The sequence below is a fragment of the Lampropedia aestuarii genome, assembly GCF_004803635.1.
In the GTDB taxonomy this organism is placed as follows: Bacteria; Pseudomonadota; Gammaproteobacteria; order Burkholderiales; family Burkholderiaceae_C; genus Lampropedia; species Lampropedia aestuarii.
The window spans coordinates 43488-62466 of sequence record NZ_SSWX01000019.1 but is presented as its reverse complement, the minus strand read 5'-3'; the positions used below and the strand labels follow the sequence as shown (position 1 = coordinate 62466).

18 protein-coding genes are annotated in these 18979 nt (G+C 56.8%); 8 read left to right on the top strand and 10 right to left on the bottom strand.

Features of this window, described 5'->3' with window-relative positions; all coding sequences use genetic code 11:
* Positions 1–48 precede the first annotated feature (48 nt).
* Entirely contained in the window at positions 49–765 is a 717-nt protein-coding gene (locus E8K88_RS13795) for a Crp/Fnr family transcriptional regulator (RefSeq protein WP_136407262.1), read from the bottom strand.
* Between the two features lie 385 nt (positions 766–1150).
* Here E8K88_RS13795 and E8K88_RS13790 point away from each other — a divergent pair, with 385 nt between their 5' ends.
* The 8 genes from E8K88_RS13790 to E8K88_RS13755 all read left to right on the top strand — a co-directional run bounded on the left by E8K88_RS13790 (position 1151) and on the right by E8K88_RS13755 (position 11724).
* Positions 1151–3085 (top strand): AMP-dependent synthetase/ligase, encoded by a 1935-nt coding sequence (locus E8K88_RS13790; RefSeq protein ID WP_136407261.1) that lies wholly within the window; start codon positions 1151–1153, stop codon positions 3083–3085.
* 1 nt (position 3086) lies between these two features.
* Positions 3087–3872, top strand: coding sequence for an ABC transporter ATP-binding protein (locus E8K88_RS13785; RefSeq protein ID WP_136407260.1), 786 nt, complete (start codon positions 3087–3089; stop codon positions 3870–3872).
* A 26-nt stretch (positions 3873–3898) separates the two neighbouring features.
* A complete protein-coding gene (locus tag E8K88_RS13780) occupies positions 3899–4828 on the top strand; it encodes a branched-chain amino acid ABC transporter permease (RefSeq protein WP_136407259.1) in 930 nt (309 codons plus the stop codon).
* A gap of 15 nt (positions 4829–4843) precedes the next feature.
* A complete protein-coding gene (locus tag E8K88_RS13775; RefSeq protein WP_136407258.1) occupies positions 4844–5908 on the top strand; it encodes a branched-chain amino acid ABC transporter permease in 1065 nt (354 codons plus the stop codon).
* 59 nt (positions 5909–5967) lie between these two features.
* The gene (locus tag E8K88_RS13770; RefSeq protein ID WP_136407257.1) at positions 5968–7290 is read left to right on the top strand and encodes an ABC transporter substrate-binding protein; all 1323 of its coding nucleotides are present in this window, start codon (positions 5968–5970) and stop codon (positions 7288–7290) included.
* 111 nt (positions 7291–7401) lie between these two features.
* A complete protein-coding gene (locus E8K88_RS13765) occupies positions 7402–8229 on the top strand; it encodes an ABC transporter ATP-binding protein (RefSeq protein WP_136407256.1) in 828 nt (275 codons plus the stop codon).
* Between the two features lie 133 nt (positions 8230–8362).
* Positions 8363–9616, top strand: a complete 1254-nt coding sequence (locus E8K88_RS13760) for a phenylacetate--CoA ligase family protein (protein WP_136407255.1) — start codon at positions 8363–8365, stop codon at positions 9614–9616.
* Positions 9617–9756: 140 nt separating this feature from the next.
* The gene (locus tag E8K88_RS13755; RefSeq protein ID WP_136407254.1) at positions 9757–11724 is read left to right on the top strand and encodes a gamma-glutamyltransferase family protein; all 1968 of its coding nucleotides are present in this window, start codon (positions 9757–9759) and stop codon (positions 11722–11724) included.
* A gap of 133 nt (positions 11725–11857) precedes the next feature.
* On the opposite strand, the gene E8K88_RS13750 is transcribed toward E8K88_RS13755, so the two are convergent.
* The 9 genes from E8K88_RS13750 to E8K88_RS13710 form a co-directional block, all read right to left on the bottom strand.
* Positions 11858–12196 carry a DUF6616 family protein gene (locus E8K88_RS13750; RefSeq protein WP_136407253.1) on the bottom strand — a complete coding sequence of 113 codons (339 nt, stop codon included), beginning with the start codon at positions 12194–12196 and terminating at the stop codon, positions 11858–11860.
* Positions 12197–12231: 35 nt separating this feature from the next.
* Positions 12232–13020 (bottom strand): HEAT repeat domain-containing protein, encoded by a 789-nt coding sequence (locus tag E8K88_RS13745; RefSeq protein WP_136407252.1) that lies wholly within the window; start codon positions 13018–13020, stop codon positions 12232–12234.
* Positions 13017–13523 (bottom strand): MarR family winged helix-turn-helix transcriptional regulator, encoded by a 507-nt coding sequence (locus tag E8K88_RS13740; protein WP_136407251.1) that lies wholly within the window; start codon positions 13521–13523, stop codon positions 13017–13019. Before E8K88_RS13740 ends, E8K88_RS13745 begins: the two co-directional genes overlap by 4 nt.
* Before the next feature lie 226 nt (positions 13524–13749).
* Positions 13750–14088 (bottom strand): ISC system 2Fe-2S type ferredoxin, encoded by a 339-nt coding sequence (gene fdx, locus E8K88_RS13735; RefSeq protein WP_136407250.1) that lies wholly within the window; start codon positions 14086–14088, stop codon positions 13750–13752.
* A gap of 50 nt (positions 14089–14138) precedes the next feature.
* The gene (gene hscA / locus E8K88_RS13730) at positions 14139–16013 is read right to left on the bottom strand and encodes a Fe-S protein assembly chaperone HscA (protein WP_136407249.1); all 1875 of its coding nucleotides are present in this window, start codon (positions 16011–16013) and stop codon (positions 14139–14141) included.
* A gap of 66 nt (positions 16014–16079) precedes the next feature.
* Positions 16080–16607: a Fe-S protein assembly co-chaperone HscB gene (hscB, locus tag E8K88_RS13725; protein ID WP_136407248.1), complete on the bottom strand. Its 528-nt coding sequence runs from the start codon at positions 16605–16607 to the stop codon at positions 16080–16082.
* Positions 16608–16721: 114 nt separating this feature from the next.
* Positions 16722–17045, bottom strand: a complete 324-nt coding sequence (iscA, locus tag E8K88_RS13720; protein ID WP_136407247.1) for an iron-sulfur cluster assembly protein IscA — start codon at positions 17043–17045, stop codon at positions 16722–16724.
* 114 nt (positions 17046–17159) lie between these two features.
* The gene (gene iscU, locus E8K88_RS13715; protein WP_136407246.1) at positions 17160–17558 is read right to left on the bottom strand and encodes a Fe-S cluster assembly scaffold IscU; all 399 of its coding nucleotides are present in this window, start codon (positions 17556–17558) and stop codon (positions 17160–17162) included.
* A gap of 158 nt (positions 17559–17716) precedes the next feature.
* On the bottom strand, positions 17717–18931 hold the full coding sequence (locus tag E8K88_RS13710; protein ID WP_136407245.1) for an IscS subfamily cysteine desulfurase: 1215 nt from the start codon (positions 18929–18931) through the stop codon (positions 17717–17719).
* Between the last annotated feature and the right edge of the window lie 48 nt (positions 18932–18979).

The window sequence follows — 18979 nt, the reverse complement described above, 5'->3', positions numbered from 1 at the left end:
TCATGAGAGGCCTGTTGACTATCGCTCGAGAGCCAAGGCGATCAGCACTTAATACTCTGCCAATGCGTGGCGCTTGAGTACTTGCAAGCCCCCATACTCCAGTCCAATCAGGCCTTGCTGGGCCAGTTTGACCAAGGCCATGTTGACGCGCTGGCGCGACAAGCCGACCAAGTAGGCCAGCTCTTGCTGGGTGATGCGCAATGTGTTGTCGATGCTGGGCGCAAGAATCGGGTTGACCAAAGCCGCGAGGGTGCGGGCCACGCGTGAATCAGGGCTGTTCAGGCGGTCGGTTTCGCGGCTGGTGATGAACTGGCCAACCCGTTCGCTGAGCTGGTTCATGATGGTGCGGTTGAACTCAATCGAGCGATCCAGCAGGGAGTGGAAAGTGTCTACTGGCAATACCGCCACCGTGCTGTTGCGCAGCGCCGTGATGTCGTAGCGGTAGTGCTCGCGCTTAAGCACAGTGCCTTCACCAAACCAACTGCCAGTTGGCAGTCCAGCATAGCTGATGGTGCTGCCGTCGGCGCGGTGGTTACTCATTTTCAGCAGGCCATCAATGACGCCGATCCAGTAGCGCACGGGTTTGCCAGCCATGCAGACCAGATCGCCTTGCAAGCAGTCGCCAACTTCCAGCGCCTGTTGGGCCAGACGCTGGTCGACTGGTTTGAGGCCAGCCAGCCAGGGGATGGCTGCTAATTCTGACGCGCTGGGTTTGCGCTTGCTTTGCAGCATCAGTTGCAAAGCAGGGTTACGGGGTGTGCTCATGACTGGCTTTCTTGTCTCTATGGTTTTAGATATCGATAAGACGTTACGGCAGTGCCATAAGCATAGTCAATAGGATTTTGGTGGGAGCCAGTCCTGGTGAGGTGGATTTGGCAATCCAAGGGAAACACCTCTCTAGGGTTTTCCCAAGAATGTCGTCGAAAGGACATTAAAACGTCAAAGTACCTACTACGATGCACGCACAGGATGACAAACGGTGCTTGCAAGGCATCAGATAAATAACAGACGGGAAGGTTTGCAATGCGGCTCTTTGGGGGCGTGGGCGTAGCGGTCTGAAGCTACGCTACAGAGTCCAAGGGCTTTTGCAGATTTTTCCCAGCGCCACCCGATGCGGTGTTTGCCATTCACGACAAGGAAGGCACTGGTTATGGAGACAACATTTCCGCGGTTGATGCTGCAGCACGCTCAGCAGAGGCCTCAGGATCCGGCGATTCGAGAAAAAGAATACGGTATCTGGCAGACATGGACTTGGGCCGAAGTGGCCGCCGATGTGCGTGCGCTGGCTTGCGGCCTGGCTGCATTGGGTTTGACGCAAGGCCAGAATTTGGCTTTGGTCTCAGGCAATCGGCCTTATGCCTATATGAGCTTTATTGCCGCACAATGCCTGCGTGCAGTCCCGGTGCCGATGTACCAAGATGCGGTGGCTGCAGAAATGGCGTATGTGGTGGCCGATGGTCAGGCAAAGATTGCATTTGCCGAAGACCAGGAGCAGGTCGACAAGTTGCTAGAGATTCGCGAAACCTATCCGCAACTCCAGCACATCATTTACGACGACCCACGTGGTATGCGCGGCTATGACCAGCCCGGTTTGCTCAGTGTCGAGCAATTGCTGGAGCTGGGGCGCCAATGGGACCAGCAACACCCCGGTGTGTTTGAGCAAGCGGTCGCTGCTGGCCAGCCTGACGATGTGTCGGTCATTTTGTACACCTCGGGCACGACTGGCAAACCCAAGGGGGTGTGCCAAACGCACCGCTCGTTCTCGGCCTCGGCCAAGGGGGCGGCCACCGTCGATGGCTTGAACCACCAAGACAATGTGATTTCCTATTTGCCGCCTGCCTGGGTTGGCGACCATTTGTTCTCGCTTGCTCAGTGGCTGGTTGCGGGCTTTTCAATCAATTGCCCAGAATCGACCAGCACGGTGCAAATCGATTTGCAAGAAATTGGCCCGACCTATTATTTTGCACCGCCTCGTGTGTTTGAGGGCCTGCTCACCAGCGTGTCGATTCGCATGGAGGATGCATCGCGCCTGAAACGCTGGATGTATGCCAAAGCCATGGCCGTGGCACAGCGCGTTGGGGCCGATATCCTGGACGGTAAATCGGTCAGCTTCATGAGCCGCATGCAGTACGCGTTGGGCAATGCCTTCGTCTACGGGCCATTGCGCAATGTGATGGGCTTTTCGCGCATTCGCGTTGCCTATACCGCTGGCGCTGCGATTGGGCCAGAGTTGTTCAAGTTCTACCGCTCGATTGGCATTAACCTCAAGCAGTTCTACGGCCAGACCGAAACCTGCGCTTATGTGTGCCTGCAGCAAAACGGCAAGGTCAAACTCAACACCGTGGGCGAGGCTGCGCCAGGCATTGAGCTCAAGATTGCCGATAACGGGGAGGTGCTGGTCAAAGGTGTGTCGGTGCTGAAAGAGTATTACAACCGCCCGGATGCCACGGCCGAGATTTTCAATGCCGATGGCTGGTTCATGACCGGTGATGCCGGGGTCTTGGATTCGGATGGCCAGCTTCGCATCATCGACCGTGCCAAAGACGTAGGCAAACTCAATGGCGGGGCGATGTTTGCGCCTAACTACATTGAGAACAAGCTCAAATTCTTCCCGCAAATCAAAGAAGCGGTGTGCTTTGGCCATGGCCGTGATGCCGTGTGCGCCTTCATCAATATTGATTTTGAGGCCGTGGGCAACTGGGCCGAAAAGCGCAACCTGCCGTATGCGGGCTATGTTGATTTGGCTGGCAAGCCAGCGGTGTTGGAGATGGTCGCTGACTGCATTGCCAAGGTCAACCACGAGCTGGCCAGCGAAGAGGGCATGGAGGCGACCCAAGTTACGCGTTTTCTGGTGTTGCACAAAGAGCTGGATCCCGATGACGATGAGCTCACGCGCACCCGCAAGATCCGCCGCAACTTTGTGGCCGATAAATACGCGGTCCTGATCGATGCGCTCTACAGCGGCAAAACCGAGCAATACATTGAGACCTTGGTGAAGTTTGAAGATGGCCGCAGCGGTCAGGTCAATGCCACGCTGAGCATCCTCGATGCCAAGACCACGCCTGCTCACAGAAAGGCTGCCTGATATGACGACAAGAAACATTGGCGAGGTGATTCTCGATGTCAAAAACATCTCTTTGCGCTTTGGCGGCGTCAAAGCCCTGACCGATATCTCCTTTGATGTGCATGAGCATGAAATTCGCTCCATCATTGGTCCTAACGGCGCGGGCAAAAGCTCGATGCTCAACTGCATCAATGGCGTCTACAAACCGCAAGAGGGCGCGATCACGTTTCGTGGCAAGACCTTCTCGCACATGAATTCGCGCCAGGTTGCCGAAATGGGCGTGGCGCGCACCTTCCAGAACCTGGCGCTGTTCAAGGGCATGAGCGTGATTGACAACATCATGTCTGGGCGCAACCTGAAGATCAAAAGCAATATCTTGCTGCAGGCGCTGCGCATTGGCCCGGCTGAGCGCGAAGAAATTGTCCACCGTGAATATGTCGAAAAAATCATCGACTTTCTGGAAATTCAAGCCTATCGCAAAACCCCAGTGGGCCAGCTGCCCTACGGCCTGCAAAAGCGGGTGGACTTGGGGCGTGCGCTGGCGATGGAGCCACAGGTGTTGCTGCTCGATGAACCGATGGCTGGCATGAACATGGAAGAGAAGCAAGACATGAGCCGCTTCATCATGGAAATCAATGAGGAGTTTGGCACCACGATTGTCTTGATTGAGCACGACATGGGCGTGGTGATGGACATTTCTGACCGTGTCGTGGTGCTGGATTACGGCAAGAAAATTGGCGATGGCAGCCCCGATGAGGTGCGCAGCAACCCCGATGTCATTCGTGCGTATTTAGGCGCAGAACATTAACCCCTTAGGATTTACGGGAGACGACGATGGCATTTTTTCTCGAAACCGTCCTAGGTGGTTTGATGACCGGGATGTTGTATTCATTGGTGGCGCTGGGCTTTGTGCTGATTTTCAAAGCCTCAGGCGTGTTCAATTTCGCCCAAGGCGCAATGGTCTTGTTTGCGGCACTGTCGATGGCCCGCTTTGCACAGTGGATTCCTGAGTGGCTGGGCGTGCAATCGGTCTGGTGGACACTGGCGCTGGCAATGGCCGTGTCAATGGCTGCAATGGTTGCGATTGCCTGGTTGATTGAGCGACTGGCCTTGCGCCATTTGGTCAATCAGGAGCCCATCGCCTTGCTGATGGCCACACTTGGCATTGCTTATTTTCTGGATGGCCTGGGACCATTGCTGTACGGCAGCGGTGTCTATGGCATTGATGTGGGCATGCCCAAAGAGCCGATCTTTGTGCTTGAAAGCGTGTTTCCAGGTGGCATCCTGGTCAGCAAAGAAGACCTTTATGCAGCGGTGATTGCGATGGTTTTGGTCGCCGCCTTGTCGCTGTTTTTCCAGAAAACCCGCACTGGCCGCGCGCTGCGGGCTGTTGCTGACGACCACCAGGCAGCCCAGTCGATTGGTATTCCGCTCTCACGCATCTGGGTGATTGTCTGGTCAGTCGCAGGCGGCGTGGCCTTGGTCACCGGCATCATCTGGGGCTCTAAATCAGGTGTGCAGTTCTCGCTGTCGCTGGTGGCCCTCAAAGCCTTGCCGGTGGTGATTTTGGGGGGCCTGACCTCGGTGCCAGGCGCGATCATCGGCGGCCTGATCATTGGCCTGGGCGAGAAACTCTCTGAAATCTACCTCGGCCCGTACTTGGGCGGTGGGATTGAAATTTGGTTTGCTTACGTGTTGGCGTTGGCATTCCTGCTCTTCAGGCCACAAGGCTTGTTTGGCGACAAGATCATTGACCGAGTTTAAGCAGGAGGAGCCGAGATGTTTTATCGTGAAAACGGTCAATTCAAGAGCAACTACCGCTCAGACCAGCAAATTTTCCCTGTCGCCCAAGACCGCTATGCGATCTACGTGCTGATTGCCGCCGCATTCCTGGTGGTGCCATTGTTTGCCACCAATTATTTTTACCAGGCGGTGTTGATTCCCTTCGTCATTCTGGCTTTGGCGGCATTGGGGTTGAACATTCTGGTTGGTTATTGCGGCCAGATTTCCTTGGGTTCAGGCGCGTTCATGGCGGTCGGTGCGTATGCTGCCTACAACCTGCAAATGCGCATCGATGGCATGCCCTTGATCTTGGCCGTGTTGGGCGGCGGTGTGTTTGCGATGGTGTTTGGTGTGCTGTTTGGCATTCCCAGCTTGCGCATTCGCGGCCTGTATTTGGCAGTGGCCACCTTGGCTGCGCAATTTTTCATGGACTGGCTGGCCAGCCGCGCTGCGTGGGTGACCAATAACTCGTCTTCAGGCTCGGTCAGTGCGCGCCAGTTGGAGATTCTGGGCTGGCACATCAGCACGCCAATGGAGAAATACCTGCTGGTGCTGGCGATCTTTTGTGTACTGGCGCTGCTGGCCAAAAACCTGGTGCGCAGTGCAATAGGGCGCGAATGGATGGCCATCCGTGACATGGACGTAGCCGCCGCCGTGATTGGGATTCGTCCTGTGTATGCCAAGCTCAGTGCGTTTGCTGTGAGCTCGTTCATTATTGGTCTGGCTGGCGCGTTGTGGGGCTTTGTGCACCTAGGTGCTTGGGAGCCAGCGGCCTTTAACCTTGATATGTCGTTCAAGCTGCTGTTCATGATCATCATTGGAGGCCTAGGCTCAATCTCGGGGGCGTTGTTTGGTGCGGCTTTTTTTGTGATGCTGCCGCTGGTGCTGACCTTGGTGCCGCATGCGATTGGCCTGCCCCTGTCCACTGCCACCGTGACCTATGTGGAACACATGATTTTTGGTGCGCTGATTGTGTTCTTTCTGATTGTTGAACCCCATGGCTTGGCGCGTTTGTGGGCCACAGCCCGCCAAAAAATGCGTGTCTGGCCGTTCCCACACTGAATCTGGTTTTGTGTTTTCCCCGTGTGCTTCACTATTTCAAACCCATTAAGGAGACATCCATGAAGCTATCTCACACCTTGCTGGCTGCAGCGAGTTCACTGGCCTTGTTGAGCTCTTTGGGCAGTGTCGCCCATGCCCAAGCGCAAGAGCAATACGTGCCCGCCTTGGTTTACCGCACTGGCCAGTTTGCGCCCTTGGGCGTGCCATGGGCTGATGGCAAACTGGACTACTACAAGCTGGTCAATGCACGTGGCGGCATCAACGGCGTGCAAATCAAGTATGAAGAATGCGAGACCGGCTACGACACGGCCCGCGGGGTTGAATGCTATGAGCGCATGAAAGGCCAGAACGGCGGCGCACCGGGCTTTGAGACCCAATCGACCGGCATCACCTTTGCCGTCAGCGACCGCGCTCCCGGCGACAAAATGCCGGTATTCACGCCTGGTTACGGCCTGTCCCAATCGGTCGATGGCGAGGTGTTTGAGTGGAACTTCCCGCTGCTGGGCACCTACTGGACGGCTGCTGACTCCATCATTCAAGACATTATGAAGAAGGAAAACGGCAACCTCAAAGGCAAGAAAATTGCTTTGGTCTACCACGACTCGCCTTATGGCAAAGAGCCAATCCCGCTCTTGCAAGCGCGCGCCAAGAAAGAAGGCTTTGAGCTGATTTTGCTGCCGGTGACAGCGCCTGGCGTCGAACAAAAATCCACCTGGCTGCAAATTCGCCAGCAGCGTCCGGACTACACCTTGTTGTGGAGTGCCGGTGTGATGACCCCAACGGCGGTGCGCGAAGCCCAGGCCACCGGCTATCCACGCGAGAAAATTTATGGCGTTTGGTGGGCTGGCTCTGACCACGATGTGCGTGAAATTGGCCAAGGTGCCAAAGGCTATAACACCGTGACCATCCACAACACAGCAGCCAAAGGCGCTGTGCATGATGCGATCAAGACCGAACTCTACGACAAAGGCCAGGGCAGCGCGGCATCCGCTGCGAGCTTGGGCCAGCTGGCCCACACCCGCGGCATGGTCATTGCGATGCTGCAAGTCGAAGCCATCAAGGCGGCGCAAGAAAAATTCGGCAAAGACAAACCCATGACGCCTGAGCAGGTGCGCTGGGGTTTTGAGAACCTGGACTTGAGCGAGGCCGATCTGAAAGAGCTGGGTTTTGAGGGCATTGTGCGACCGATCAAAACCAGCTGCAAAAACCACATTGGCGAAGACTGGTCGCGTATTGCGCAGTGGGATGGCAGCAAATTCGAAGTGGTTTCTGACTGGTACCAGGCTGACCAAAGTGTCGTAGCTCCGCTGGTCAAGGAGTATGCCGATCGCTACGCCAAGGAAAAGAACGTCACACCGCGCGATTGCAGCGCAGTGCAGTGATGGCGACCTGATCGCAGGGCGCTGACCTGGTCACAGTGCGCTGAGCTTGCTGCAGGACCAGCGCCTTGTTTCGCTGATATTTGGAAGAACGGATTTTTGAAAAGGTTCGCCATGAATAATGCCACTGCACCTGCTGGTGCGAAAACCATTCTCGAAGTCAATGGCATTGAGGTCATTTACAACCATGTGATCCTGGTGCTCAAAGGCGTGTCCCTGGTCGTTCCAGAAGGCGGCATTGTGGCAATTCTGGGCGGCAATGGGGCGGGTAAAACCACGACCCTGCGGGCCATTTCCAACTTGCTCAAGGCCGAGCGTGGTGAGGTTACCAAAGGCTCGATCGAATTGCGCGGTGAGCGCATTGAAGCCTTGTCGCCCGCTGATCTGGTAGAGCGCGGCGTTGTGCAGGTCATGGAGGGAAGGCACTGCTTTGCCCACCTGACGATTGAAGAAAACCTCTTGACAGGCAGCTATACACGCAAGGACAAGGGCGAGATTGCAGCCAATCTGGACAAGGTCTACAACTATTTCCCGCGCCTGAAAACACGGCGCACCTCACAAGCGGCCTACACCTCAGGCGGCGAGCAGCAAATGTGCGCGATTGGCCGCGCGCTGATGACCAACCCCAATCTGGTCTTGCTCGATGAGCCTTCGATGGGCCTGGCGCCACAAATCGTCGAAGAGGTGTTCCACATTGTCAAAGACTTGAACAGCAAAGAAAAAGTCACGTTTTTGCTGGCTGAGCAAAACACCAATATGGCGCTGAAATACGCCGATTACGGCTACATCATGGAGTCAGGCCGCATTGTGATGGACGGCGAGGCCCAGGCGCTGGCCAGCAACTCCGATGTCAAAGAGTTCTATTTAGGCGTGGGCGGCGATGGCCGTAAAAGCTTTCGCGATGTCAAAAGCTACAAGCGCCGCAAACGCTGGTTGGCGTAAACGCCGCACTCCAATGGTGCATTGAGCCCGTCGCCAGTGCACCCGTTCATCTGCCCATTTGCCCTGCGCTGAAATCCAGTGCATGGGCTGGGCACACTTGTTTTTTAGGATCTATACATGAGGAGCCATTTGCATGACCAGCCCATTGGATGCGCTTGAGACGCGTGCTCCGCAAGAGCGAGAGCAGGCGCTGCTGGCCGCATTGCCGGCCCAAATTGCCCATGCCCAAGCACACAGCCAGGCATTTGCCAGCATTTTGCAGGGCGTGGATGCTGCGGCGGTGACCAGCCGCGCAGCCCTGGCCCAATTGCCGGTGACACGTAAATCCGAGCTGTTGGAGCGCCAACAGCACGTTCGCGCGCAAGGCGGCAATGTGTTTGGTGGTTTTGCGACGATTGGGTTTGGCGCTGCCATGCCCAGAGTGTTTGCAAGCCCTGGCCCAATCTACGAGCCGGAAGGCTTGCGCCAGGACTATTGGCGCATGGCACGGGCTTTGCGTGCCGCAGGTTTTCAAGCCAGTGATCTGGTACACAACAGCTTTAGCTACCATTTCACGCCAGCTGGCTCGATGATGGAGACGGCTGCCCACGCGCTGGGATGCACGGTATTTCCAGCCGGCGTTGGCCAGACCGAGCAACAGGTGCAAGCGATTGCCGAGCTCAAGCCTGCCGCCTATGTGGGCACGCCGAGCTTTTTGCGACTGCTGATTGAAAAATCCCAAGAGTTGCAATTGCCTATTCACAGTATCCGTAAAGCCCTGGTTTCTGGCGAGGCCTTGCCGCCCTCTTTGCGAGCCTGGTTTCAAGAGCAGGGTATTGAGGCTTACCAAGCCTATGGAACGGCTGATTTGGGGTTGATTGCTTACGAAACACAGGCGCGTCAAGGCTTGGTGGTTGACGAGGCCGTGCTGCTGGAAATTGTCAGGCCAGGCACCAACGAGCCGGTGCCCGAAGGCGAAGTGGGAGAGGTGGTGGTCACCACACTCAACCCCGACTACCCGTTGATCCGCTTTGGCACAGGAGATTTGTCAGCCGTCCTGCCTGGCATGTGCCCGACAGGGCGCAGCAACACACGCATCAAAGGCTGGATGGGCCGCGCTGATCAAACCACCAAGGTACGCGGCATGTTTGTGCATCCGGCGCAAGTGGCTGAAGTGCTAAAGCGTTTTACATCGATTCGCAAGGCGCGTCTGGTGATCAGCGGGGCCATGGCCAATGACCACATGTTGCTACAGGTTGAAGCATTGGATGGCCTTGGTGAGAGCACGCAGGCCATTGCGGCAGCCATGCGAGAGGTGACCAAATTGCGCTGTGATGTAACGCAGGTCGAACTTGGCGCACTGCCCAATGATGGCAAGGTGATTGACGATACGCGCCGTTACGAATAAGCGCAAACTCCAAGGGTTTTGGCTGATGCAGGTTCGGAAAAATGTCTTGAGAATGCTGTAACTATGTAGGCTGGCACTGTTTATGCTTGAGCTGGTGCACCTGTTGTGGTTTATCTCTACCAAATAAAAAAGGACATTGGATGAACAAGAAATCCTTGTTGATGCTGACACCTATTGCTTTTGCTGTGCTTGTGTCCGCTTGCGGTGGTGGCAATGACAATATCGTCTCCAGCGACCTGATTGTCGATACCAACCCCAATAGCTGCACCGTCGCATCCAGTAACGGCACCGGCGTGGTCGTCGGCTCGGGTTTACCGGGCGATCCAGCTGCACCTGAGGCCGCCTCGGGTTACCGCTTGGGCTACAAAGCCAAATATTCCAACAGCTACATGGTCGTAGCCAACACGCCACTGGCCAGCAAGGCTGGCTGTGAAGTGCTGCGCGCCGGTGGCACGGCTGCAGACGCGGCAGTCGCTGTGCAAGCCGTTCTGGGCTTGGTCGAGCCACAATCGAGCACCCTGGCCGGCAGTGCTTTCATGCTGTACTACGATGCTGCGACCAAGAAAGTCACTGCCTACGACGGCCGCGAAACTGCGCCTGCCGCGGCTGGCAACTACTACTTGATGCGCCAGGATCAGGCGGATGAAAACTCGACAGCGCCGCTGCCAAATGCACGCCGCAGTGGCCGCTCGATTGGGGTGCCAGGCGCAATGCGCATGTTCGAGATGGCGCAAAAAGAGCACGGAAAACTGCAATGGAATGCATTGTTTGACGACGGCATCAGCTTGGCTTCCAAAGGCTTTGTCATCCCAGCACGTTTGGGCAGTGCGATCGCCAGCAACGCCAGTAACTTGGCGCTTGATGGCAATGCGATGGAGATTTTCTTTCACCCGGATGGTTCACCTCGCAAGAGCGGTGAGACCATGACCAACGCGCCCTATGCGAAAACCCTTGAGGCTTTGAAAGCGCGTGGCGCCAATGCCTTGCACGAGGGTGAGATTGCCCAGGCGATCATTGCCAAAGCGCAGCAAAGCGTCGGCGACGATGCAGCCAAAACACCGATGACGCCAAGTCTGATGACGATGGCCGATTTGGCCGCCTACCAGCCGAAAAAGCGTGACCCGGTCTGTACGACGTACCGCAATGAATACTATGTGTGCAGCATGTCGCCACCGTCTTCAGGCGGTATCGCGATTGTGCAAGCCCTAGGTATTTTGGAGAACTTTGAGCTGAAAAAATACCCACCAGCGAACGCCACGGTTGAAGGTGGTATTCCTGATGTGATGGGGGTGCACCTGGTCTCTGAGGCTTCACGCCTGGCCTATGCCGATCGCGATAAATACGTCGCCGATACCGACTTCGTGCCATTGCCCGCCAATGGCGTCTCCAGCATGCTCAACAAGGACTACCTGAAGGCCCGCGCCAACTTGATCAGCTTGGATCAAAGCATGGGCGTGGCGGCTGCTGGTGATTTTGGTACGGCACGCAACCAAGGCATTGACACCACGGTGGAGTACGGCACAACGCACTTCTCGATCACCGATGCATACGGCAACGTGGCCTCTGTGACTTCCACGGTGGAAGGCAGCATGGGCTCCTACCACATGGTAGAAGGTTTCTTGCTGTCCAACCAGTTGACTGACTTCTCATCCAACCCAGTGGATGCCAATGGTGATCTGGTGGCCAACCGTGTCGAAGGCGGCAAGCGCCCACGCAGCACGATGGCGCCTACGCTGGTCTTTAAAGGCACTGAGCCAGGCGAGTTCCTGATGGCCACTGGCTCACCAGGCGGCGGCACCATCATCCAGTACGTGCTCAAAACGGTGGTGGGTGCGCTGGACTGGGACATGGACGCCCAAATGGCCACGTCGATGGTCGACTTTGGTGCCACCAATAGCCGCACCACGAATATCGATGGTGCCAACACCACTCTGGACCTGACAGGCTTGATCGCAGGTCTGCAAGCCAAAGGCCATACGATCAATAATGGCGCGCAATCCAGCGGCATCTCGACCATTATGCGTGTGACACGCGATGGCAAGACCCAATGGGAAGGGGGCGTGGACCCGCGCCGCGAAGGCATTGTGCTGGGTGATGGTTCACAATAATCCGAGCTGTTGCCTGTGCGTCGGTGAGGCCTGCCCTTATGGACGCCTTCAAGTACGAAGAGCCTGACTCCATGGTGGAGTCAGGCTCTTTTTTTGTGCTGGCGGGGCGCGTTCACCATGCCAGGCTAGCGAATTAAGCCGCTTGCAGGGCCGCCAAATGCGTTTCAAAACTGCCGCTTTCGCAGGCCGCGTTCAGGTGGTCAAAATATTGGTACCAGCCACAGGCCTGTATGCCTGAGAGCAGGGCATCTCTGGCGCTGGCTGATTCAAAGCGCCAAATGCCGATGAACTGGTGCTGGCTGTTGTGCGCAATGCCAGGGGCAATGGCACTCAAGCTGAGCAACTCGACACCCAATGCAGCCAAGCCTCCCATCGCGGCTTGAATGCTGGCCAGCCAGGCCTGTTTGTCTTGCGCGGGCAGGGCTTTCCATGCGGCATTGGGGGTATACAACTCAACAAGGTAATGTTTCATGGGTTTTATAGTCGGGTGATCAGTGTCAGATAGGATTACAAGCTGCGCTGGGCGCGTGCGGCAATGCGTTGGGTGGCGGGGTTGTTGCTTTGACTGAGCCATTGCTGACACAGCGCGCGCACCCAGTCGGGCTGGTCTTTGGCAGCATCGTTGAGCCAGTTGGCCACGGAATCTTGTACATACACGCTGCCATCGGCGCGTAATGGCTGCAAAATCGGCAGTGCCAGTGCGGGATCTTGTTTCAGCTCGTTGATGTGGGCGCACCATACGCCACGCGGGCGCAGGGATTCGCTGGCAAAGCGGCGCATGTATTCAGACGGATGCGCGGTCCAGGCAGTCAAGGCCTGGATCGCCTCGGGCAGCTGTTGTGCCAAATGCGGGCGCAGTGCCAACCAGGACCATTCACGCACGCCAAAATGGGAGTCATCGGCCAGCGGAGCCATGCTGCTGAGTCGCTGCTCCAGCGAGGCTGCGGGCGCAGCAGCCAGCATGAAGCAGGCCCAGGCCCGCACGGTGTCAGAGCCATGCTGCTGGCATTGGACGATGCCGTCGGCACCCAGCGCATCCCAGAGCAAGCTGCCGATGCTGCGCATGCGTTTTGCAATGCCCAGCGTACAAGCTTGCTCGGCTTGGGTGAGCACGGCTGCAGGCAGATTTGGGAACGCTGTGCGTAGCAAGAGCATGTAGTCCAGTGCGAGTGACTCTGTCAACGTGGCGCTGGCGATCTCGCCTTTGGACAGTGCTTGTAGCACGTCGGCAGGAATATCGGCCGTGCGGCTCGCACCTTTGCGTGCGATGGGGCGTGCTTTTGGGGTGTTGGTCATGGCATGGCTCCGTGTTTGGTGGCAGGCAATCCCTGCGCGACTTTGTTCAGCAGCACTGACAGCTGCATGCGTTCTGGCTCTGTCAGAGGCGCAAACAGGGTGCTGATCCAGCGTGTATGTTGCGCGAACACCGTGTGTGCGACTTGCAGGCCGTGCTCTGTCAAGCGTATGCGCAAGGCGCGGCGGTCTGCGGCTTCTGCATGGCGTGCAATCAGGCCATCACGTTCCAAGCCGTCGAGCAAGCCCGTCACCGTGGCGCGGCTGATACCTGCTTGCTGCGCCAGTGCATGCGGCGCAAGTCCATCGTTGGCCGCTGCCAATAAAAACAGCATCACAAAGCGGCCTTCTGTCAAACCGTGCGGTGCCAATAAGCTGGCGCAATCACGGTCGATGCGGCTGGCCAGCGACAAGGTCTCAAAGCACAAACGGATGTTGTCCGCTTGCGGCAGCCGCTGCTGCTGTGCCTGCGCGAGCAGGGCCTGGTATTTTTGATCTAACTCCATTGAAGGCGCCATATGATAAGGTAGCTAATTATATGGTCAAGTAGTACCTTTCTGCAACCAATGGCCATGCGAGCACCAGGTTGCCTGCGCCAGGCAGCGTGGATAGAGGCTGAGCAGCCCGATCTCGCATGCGGCTGTGCGCGAGAGCCAAATGCACAAAAAGCGCTTTGACAAGCGCTTTTTGTAAGAGGGACCGGCTGCTATATGCAGCGGTAGGGCACCTCGCTCAATGGTTTTCTTTGGCGTGGTTGATGGTGTATTTGGGAATTTCAACCGTCAGGTCTTCGTTGGCAACAATTGCCTGGCAGCTCAGACGCGATTGCGGCTCCAGGCCCCAGGCCTTGTCCAGCAAGTCTTCCTCGGTTTCTTCTGGCTCGTTCAAGGAATTGAAGCCTTTGCGCACAATCACGTGGCAGGTGGTGCAGGCGCAACTCATATCGCAGGCATGCTCGATTTCAATGCCGTTTTCCAACAGGGCTTCGCAGATTGAGGTGCCGGTAGGCACATCGAGCTCGGCTCCATTGGGGGCCAGTTCAGCGTGGGCAAGAATAATGACTTTAGGCATACGTGGATCAAATCTAATGGGGGCAATGGCGGTGCGAAGCGTTTATCTGATTACAGAGATTGCACGTTTTTGCCCGCCAGGGCTTGTTGGATACTGCGGTTCATGCGCTCTGCAGCGAATGCTTCTGTGCCGTGCGCCAGCGCGTGGGTGGCCGCTTCAATGTCCGCTGCGCAACCGGCTTCAATCATCGCATGGATGTGCGCGATCAAGCCGTCAATGCGCTCGTGGTCTTGTGCAGACAAGAGATCGCCATCGGCTGCCAGTGCCGAGCGGGTGGAGAGCACCAGACGTTCTGCGTCCACACGCGCTTCGGCTTTAGCGCGGGCTTGGATATCTTCTTGGGCTGTAGCAAAGCTCTCGCGCAGCATGCGCTCGATCTCCGAGTCGGCCAGGCCGTACGTGGGCTTGACCTGCACGCTGGCTTCAACACCCGAGATCAGCTCTTGGGCGGTGACGCTGAGCAAGCCATCGGCATCCACCGTGAAGCTGACGCGAATGCGTGCAGCCCCTGCGGTCATGGGCGGAATGCCGCGCAGCTCAAAGCGTGCCAAGCTGCGGTTGTCAGCCACCATGTCACGCTCGCCTTGGAGCACGTGAATGGCCAAGGCGGTTTGGCCGTCTTTGTAGGTGGTGAAGTCCTGGGCTTTGGCGGTCGGGATGGTTTCGTTACGCGGAATGATGCGCTCGGTCATGCCGCCCATGATTTCAATGCCCAGCGACAAGGGCACGACATCGAGCAGCAAAACATCGTCTTGGCTGCGGCTATTGCCGGCCAATTGGTTGGCCTGGATCGCAGCGCCCAAGGCCACCACCTCATCGGGATTGAGGTTAGTCAATGGCGTTTTGCCAAACAGTGCTGCCACCGCCTGCTGCACCGCCAGCAAACGGGTCGAGCCGCCAACCATCACAATGCCTTCAATATCCTGCGGACCCAAATCGGCATCGCGCAAAGTTGCTTTGATGGACTCCAAGGTGCGTGCGATCAAAGGCTGAGCCAATGCAGCGAGCTGCTCGCGTGTCAGCGTCAGGGTTTGGCTCTTGCCAGCCCAGCGCACTTGCAGTGGCGCCTGGTCCAGCTCGGACAGCGCTTCTTTGGCGCTGCGGGCCTGGCTCAGGGCAAAGGCTTTTTCGGCGCTGTTGCTCGGTGCTGCACCGACTTCGGCGATGGCCCATTGCACAATCGCAGCATCGAAATCATCACCGCCCAGGGCAGAGTCACCACCTGTGGCCAGTACCTCAAACACGCCTTGCGTCATGCGCAAAATCGAGGCATCAAAGGTGCCGCCACCCAAGTCGTACACCACGTACACGCCTTCGCTACCGTGGTCCAGACCATAGGCAATCGCAGCTGCCGTGGGTTCATTGATCAAGCGCAGCAAGCGAATGCCTGCGAGCCGAATGGCATCTTTGGTGGCTTGGCGCTGGGCATCGTCAAAATAGGCCGGTACGGTAACAACAGCACCATACAAATCGTCATTGAAGCTGTCTTCGGCTCGCTGGCGCAAGGTCGCCAGAATCTCGGCGCTGGCTTCCACTGCGGTTTTGGGGCCGGCTCCGGTTTGCACCGCGAGGTTGATCGCGCCTTCTTCACCGGTTAATTCAACCAAGGTGTAAGGCAATTGCTCCTGGTGGGCGATTTCTGCCAGGCTGCGGCCAATCAAACGTTTGGCAGATACCACCAGATTGGCAGGATCGCTCGCGCCTGCTTCCAGCGCGCGATAACCAATGGTGCGCGCTGCGCCTTGCGGGTAATGGACGGCTGAGGGCAGCAGTACATGGCCTTGCTCATCGGGCAGGCACTCGGCCTGGCCGTTGCGCACAGCGGCCACCAAAGAGTGCGTGGTGCCCAAGTCAATGCCCACGGCCAGTTTGAACTGGTGTGGATCGAGGCTTTGGTTGGGCTCGGCAATTTGCATCAATGCCATAGTCGGTCAGGGCTCCTTCGAATCGGTCTTTGCGCCAACAGCCGCTGGGCTGCGCGCTCAATTAGGTCATGGGCGGCTGGCTGGCAGTTGCAGCTGGCGCGCGCGCACACGCTCCATAAAGCGCGAGAGAAACATCCAGCTGCGGATCTGCTCCACAGCGGTTTCGTATTGCTGGTGCTCATCCAGTGCTTGCTCTGTGGCCGCAATGGTTTTGTCAAGTTCGGCCTGTACCTCAGCGGTGATGCTGTTGACGTCGCCTTGCGTCTGTGCATCATCCAAGGCTTCCAGCCACTCCATTTGCTGCATCAGAAACTGCTTGGGCATCGCCGTGTTGTCTTCGGCGCCAATGGGCAGGCCATGCAGTTCGCACAAATAGCTTGCACGTGAGAGTGGATTTTTCAGGCGTTGATAAGCCTCATTGGCGCGCACCGACCATTGCATGGCCATGCGTTTTTCTGCTGAAGATGCATTGGCAAAACGATCCGGATGAACTTGGGCTTGCAGTGATTTCCAGCGCTGGGCCAGCTCGGCCGCGTCTTGCTTGAATTGTTTGGCCACACCCAGTAGCTCAAAATCATCGGATTGGAGGTTCATAGCCATCAAGGCACCAGGCTGTGGTGCATGCAAAAAACAAGGCCGCCCCAAAGGCAGGCGGCCAACCATAAAATGGGCGAAAACGGATGGAGCGCGAAGACGTGTTGCTTCGAATTAAATTCGGAAGCTCTCGCCACAGCCACAGCGATCGCGTTCATTCGGGTTGTTGAACTTGAAGCCTTCATTGAGGCCTTCGCGGACAAAGTCCAACTCCGTGCCGTCCAGGTACGCCAAGCTTTTGGGGTCAATCAAGAGTTTGACGCCATGGTTTTCAAACACCACGTCCAAGTCTTGTATTTCATCCACATATTCCAGTTTGTACGCCAAGCCGGAACAGCCTGTGGTTTTAACGCCCAAGCGCACGCCCAAGCCTTTGCCACGCTTGTTCATATAGCGCGTGACATGCCGTGCTGCAGCTTCTGTCAATGTGATGGCCATAGGGACATTTCCTTTAAATCATCATCGCGTCTGTCTAAAACAGGCCCAAATGCGTTTACTTGCCTTGGGCTTGAGGGTTTTAGGGCAGGGCGCTAATCAATGGATTGAACCTGCTTAGGCCGGCTGGCTTTGTGGCTGCTTGTCGCGGTAATCTTGCACAGCTGCCTTGATCGCGTCTTCTGCCAGGATTGAGCAGTGCACTTTCACTGGTGGCAAGGCCAGCTCTTCTGCAATGATGCTGTTTTTCAAGGCTGCTGCTTCGTCCAGTGTCTTGCCTTTGACCCACTCTGTCACCAACGACGAGGACGCAATTGCGGAGCCACAACCATAGGTTTTGAAGCGTGCGTCTTCGATCACACCCGTTGTCGGATTCACTTTGATTTGCAGCTTCATCACGTCGCCACAAGCGGGCGCGCCAACCATGCCGGTGCCAACGGAGTTGTCGCCCTTGTCAAACGAGCCAACGTTGCGGGGGTTTTCGTAGTGGTCAATCACTTTGTCTGAGTAAGCCATTGCAAGCTCCTTTTCTTTACTTGTTCATGCTGCCAAGCTGTATCGCTCATGTGGGGTCGCAGCAATCAAAAATCAATGGGCCGCTGCAATGCAGACAATGCCCTTGCCGTATCTTTCAGGCCATGGGTGCTTATCGCTCCGAGGCCTGTATGCCACTTTTAGTGGGCAGCCCACTGGATGGTGCTCAAATCGACGCCGTCTTGGTACATTTCCCACAGCGGGCTCAATTCACGCAGGCGAATCACATTCTCACGAATGGTTTGAATCGCGTAGTCCACATCTTCATCGGTGGTGAAGCGGCCAAAGGTCATGCGCAAGCTGCTGTGCGCCAGCTCATCGCTGCGGCCCAGGGCGCGCAATACATAACTGGGCTCCAGGCTGGCCGAAGTACAGGCCGAGCCAGAAGAGACGGCAATGCCTTTGATACCCATGATCAGCGATTCGCCTTCAACAAAGTTGAAGCTGATGTTCAGGTTGTGCGGCACGCGCTGTGTCATGTCACCATTGACGAACACTTGCTCCATGTCGGTCAGGCCATCAAGCAGGCGTTTTTGCAGGCGGGCTGCATGTGCGCGGTCTTTTTCCATTTCTTCGCGTGCAATGCGGAAGGCTTCGCCCATGCCCACAATTTGGTGGGTGGCCAAGGTGCCTGAGCGCATGCCACGCTCGTGACCGCCACCATGCATTTGCGCTTCCAGGCGCACACGGGGCTTGCGACGCACGTACAAGGCGCCAATGCCTTTGGGGCCGTAGGATTTGTGCGAGGCCAAGCTCATCAAATCGACTGGCAAGGTGTTCAAGTCAATGTCGATTTTGCCGGTAGCTTGTGCGGCGTCGACGTGGAAAATAATGCCGCGCTCGCGGCACATTTTGCCAATTGTGGCCAGGTCCTGTACCACGCCAATCTCATTGTTCACCGCCATCACGCTCAGCAAAGTGGTGTCTGGGCGGAATGCAGCCTCGAGCACGGCCAAGTCCAGCAGGCCATCGTCCTTGACATCAAGGTAGGTGACTTCAAAACCTTGGCGCTCCAGCTCACGCATGGTGTCCAGCACGGCCTTGTGCTCGGTTTTGACGGTGATCAGGTGCTTGCCCTTGCCTTTGTAGAAGTGGGCTGCACCTTTAATGGCCAGGTTGTCAGATTCAGTTGCGCCACTGGTCCAGACGATTTCGCGAGGGTCTGCACCAATCAGATCGGCGACGTTTTTGCGCGCAGTCTCAATCGCTTCCTCCGCTTCCCAGCCCCAAGCGTGGCTGCGCGAAGCGGCATTGCCGAAATGCTCGCCAATCCAAGGAATCATTGCCTCAACCACGCGCGGATCGACTGGAGTAGTTGCGCCATAATCGAGGTAAATAGGGAAATGTGGAGTCATGATGGGGTTCTTGTACTAACTGGTAAGGGGCACAGTGGCGTTGCGCAC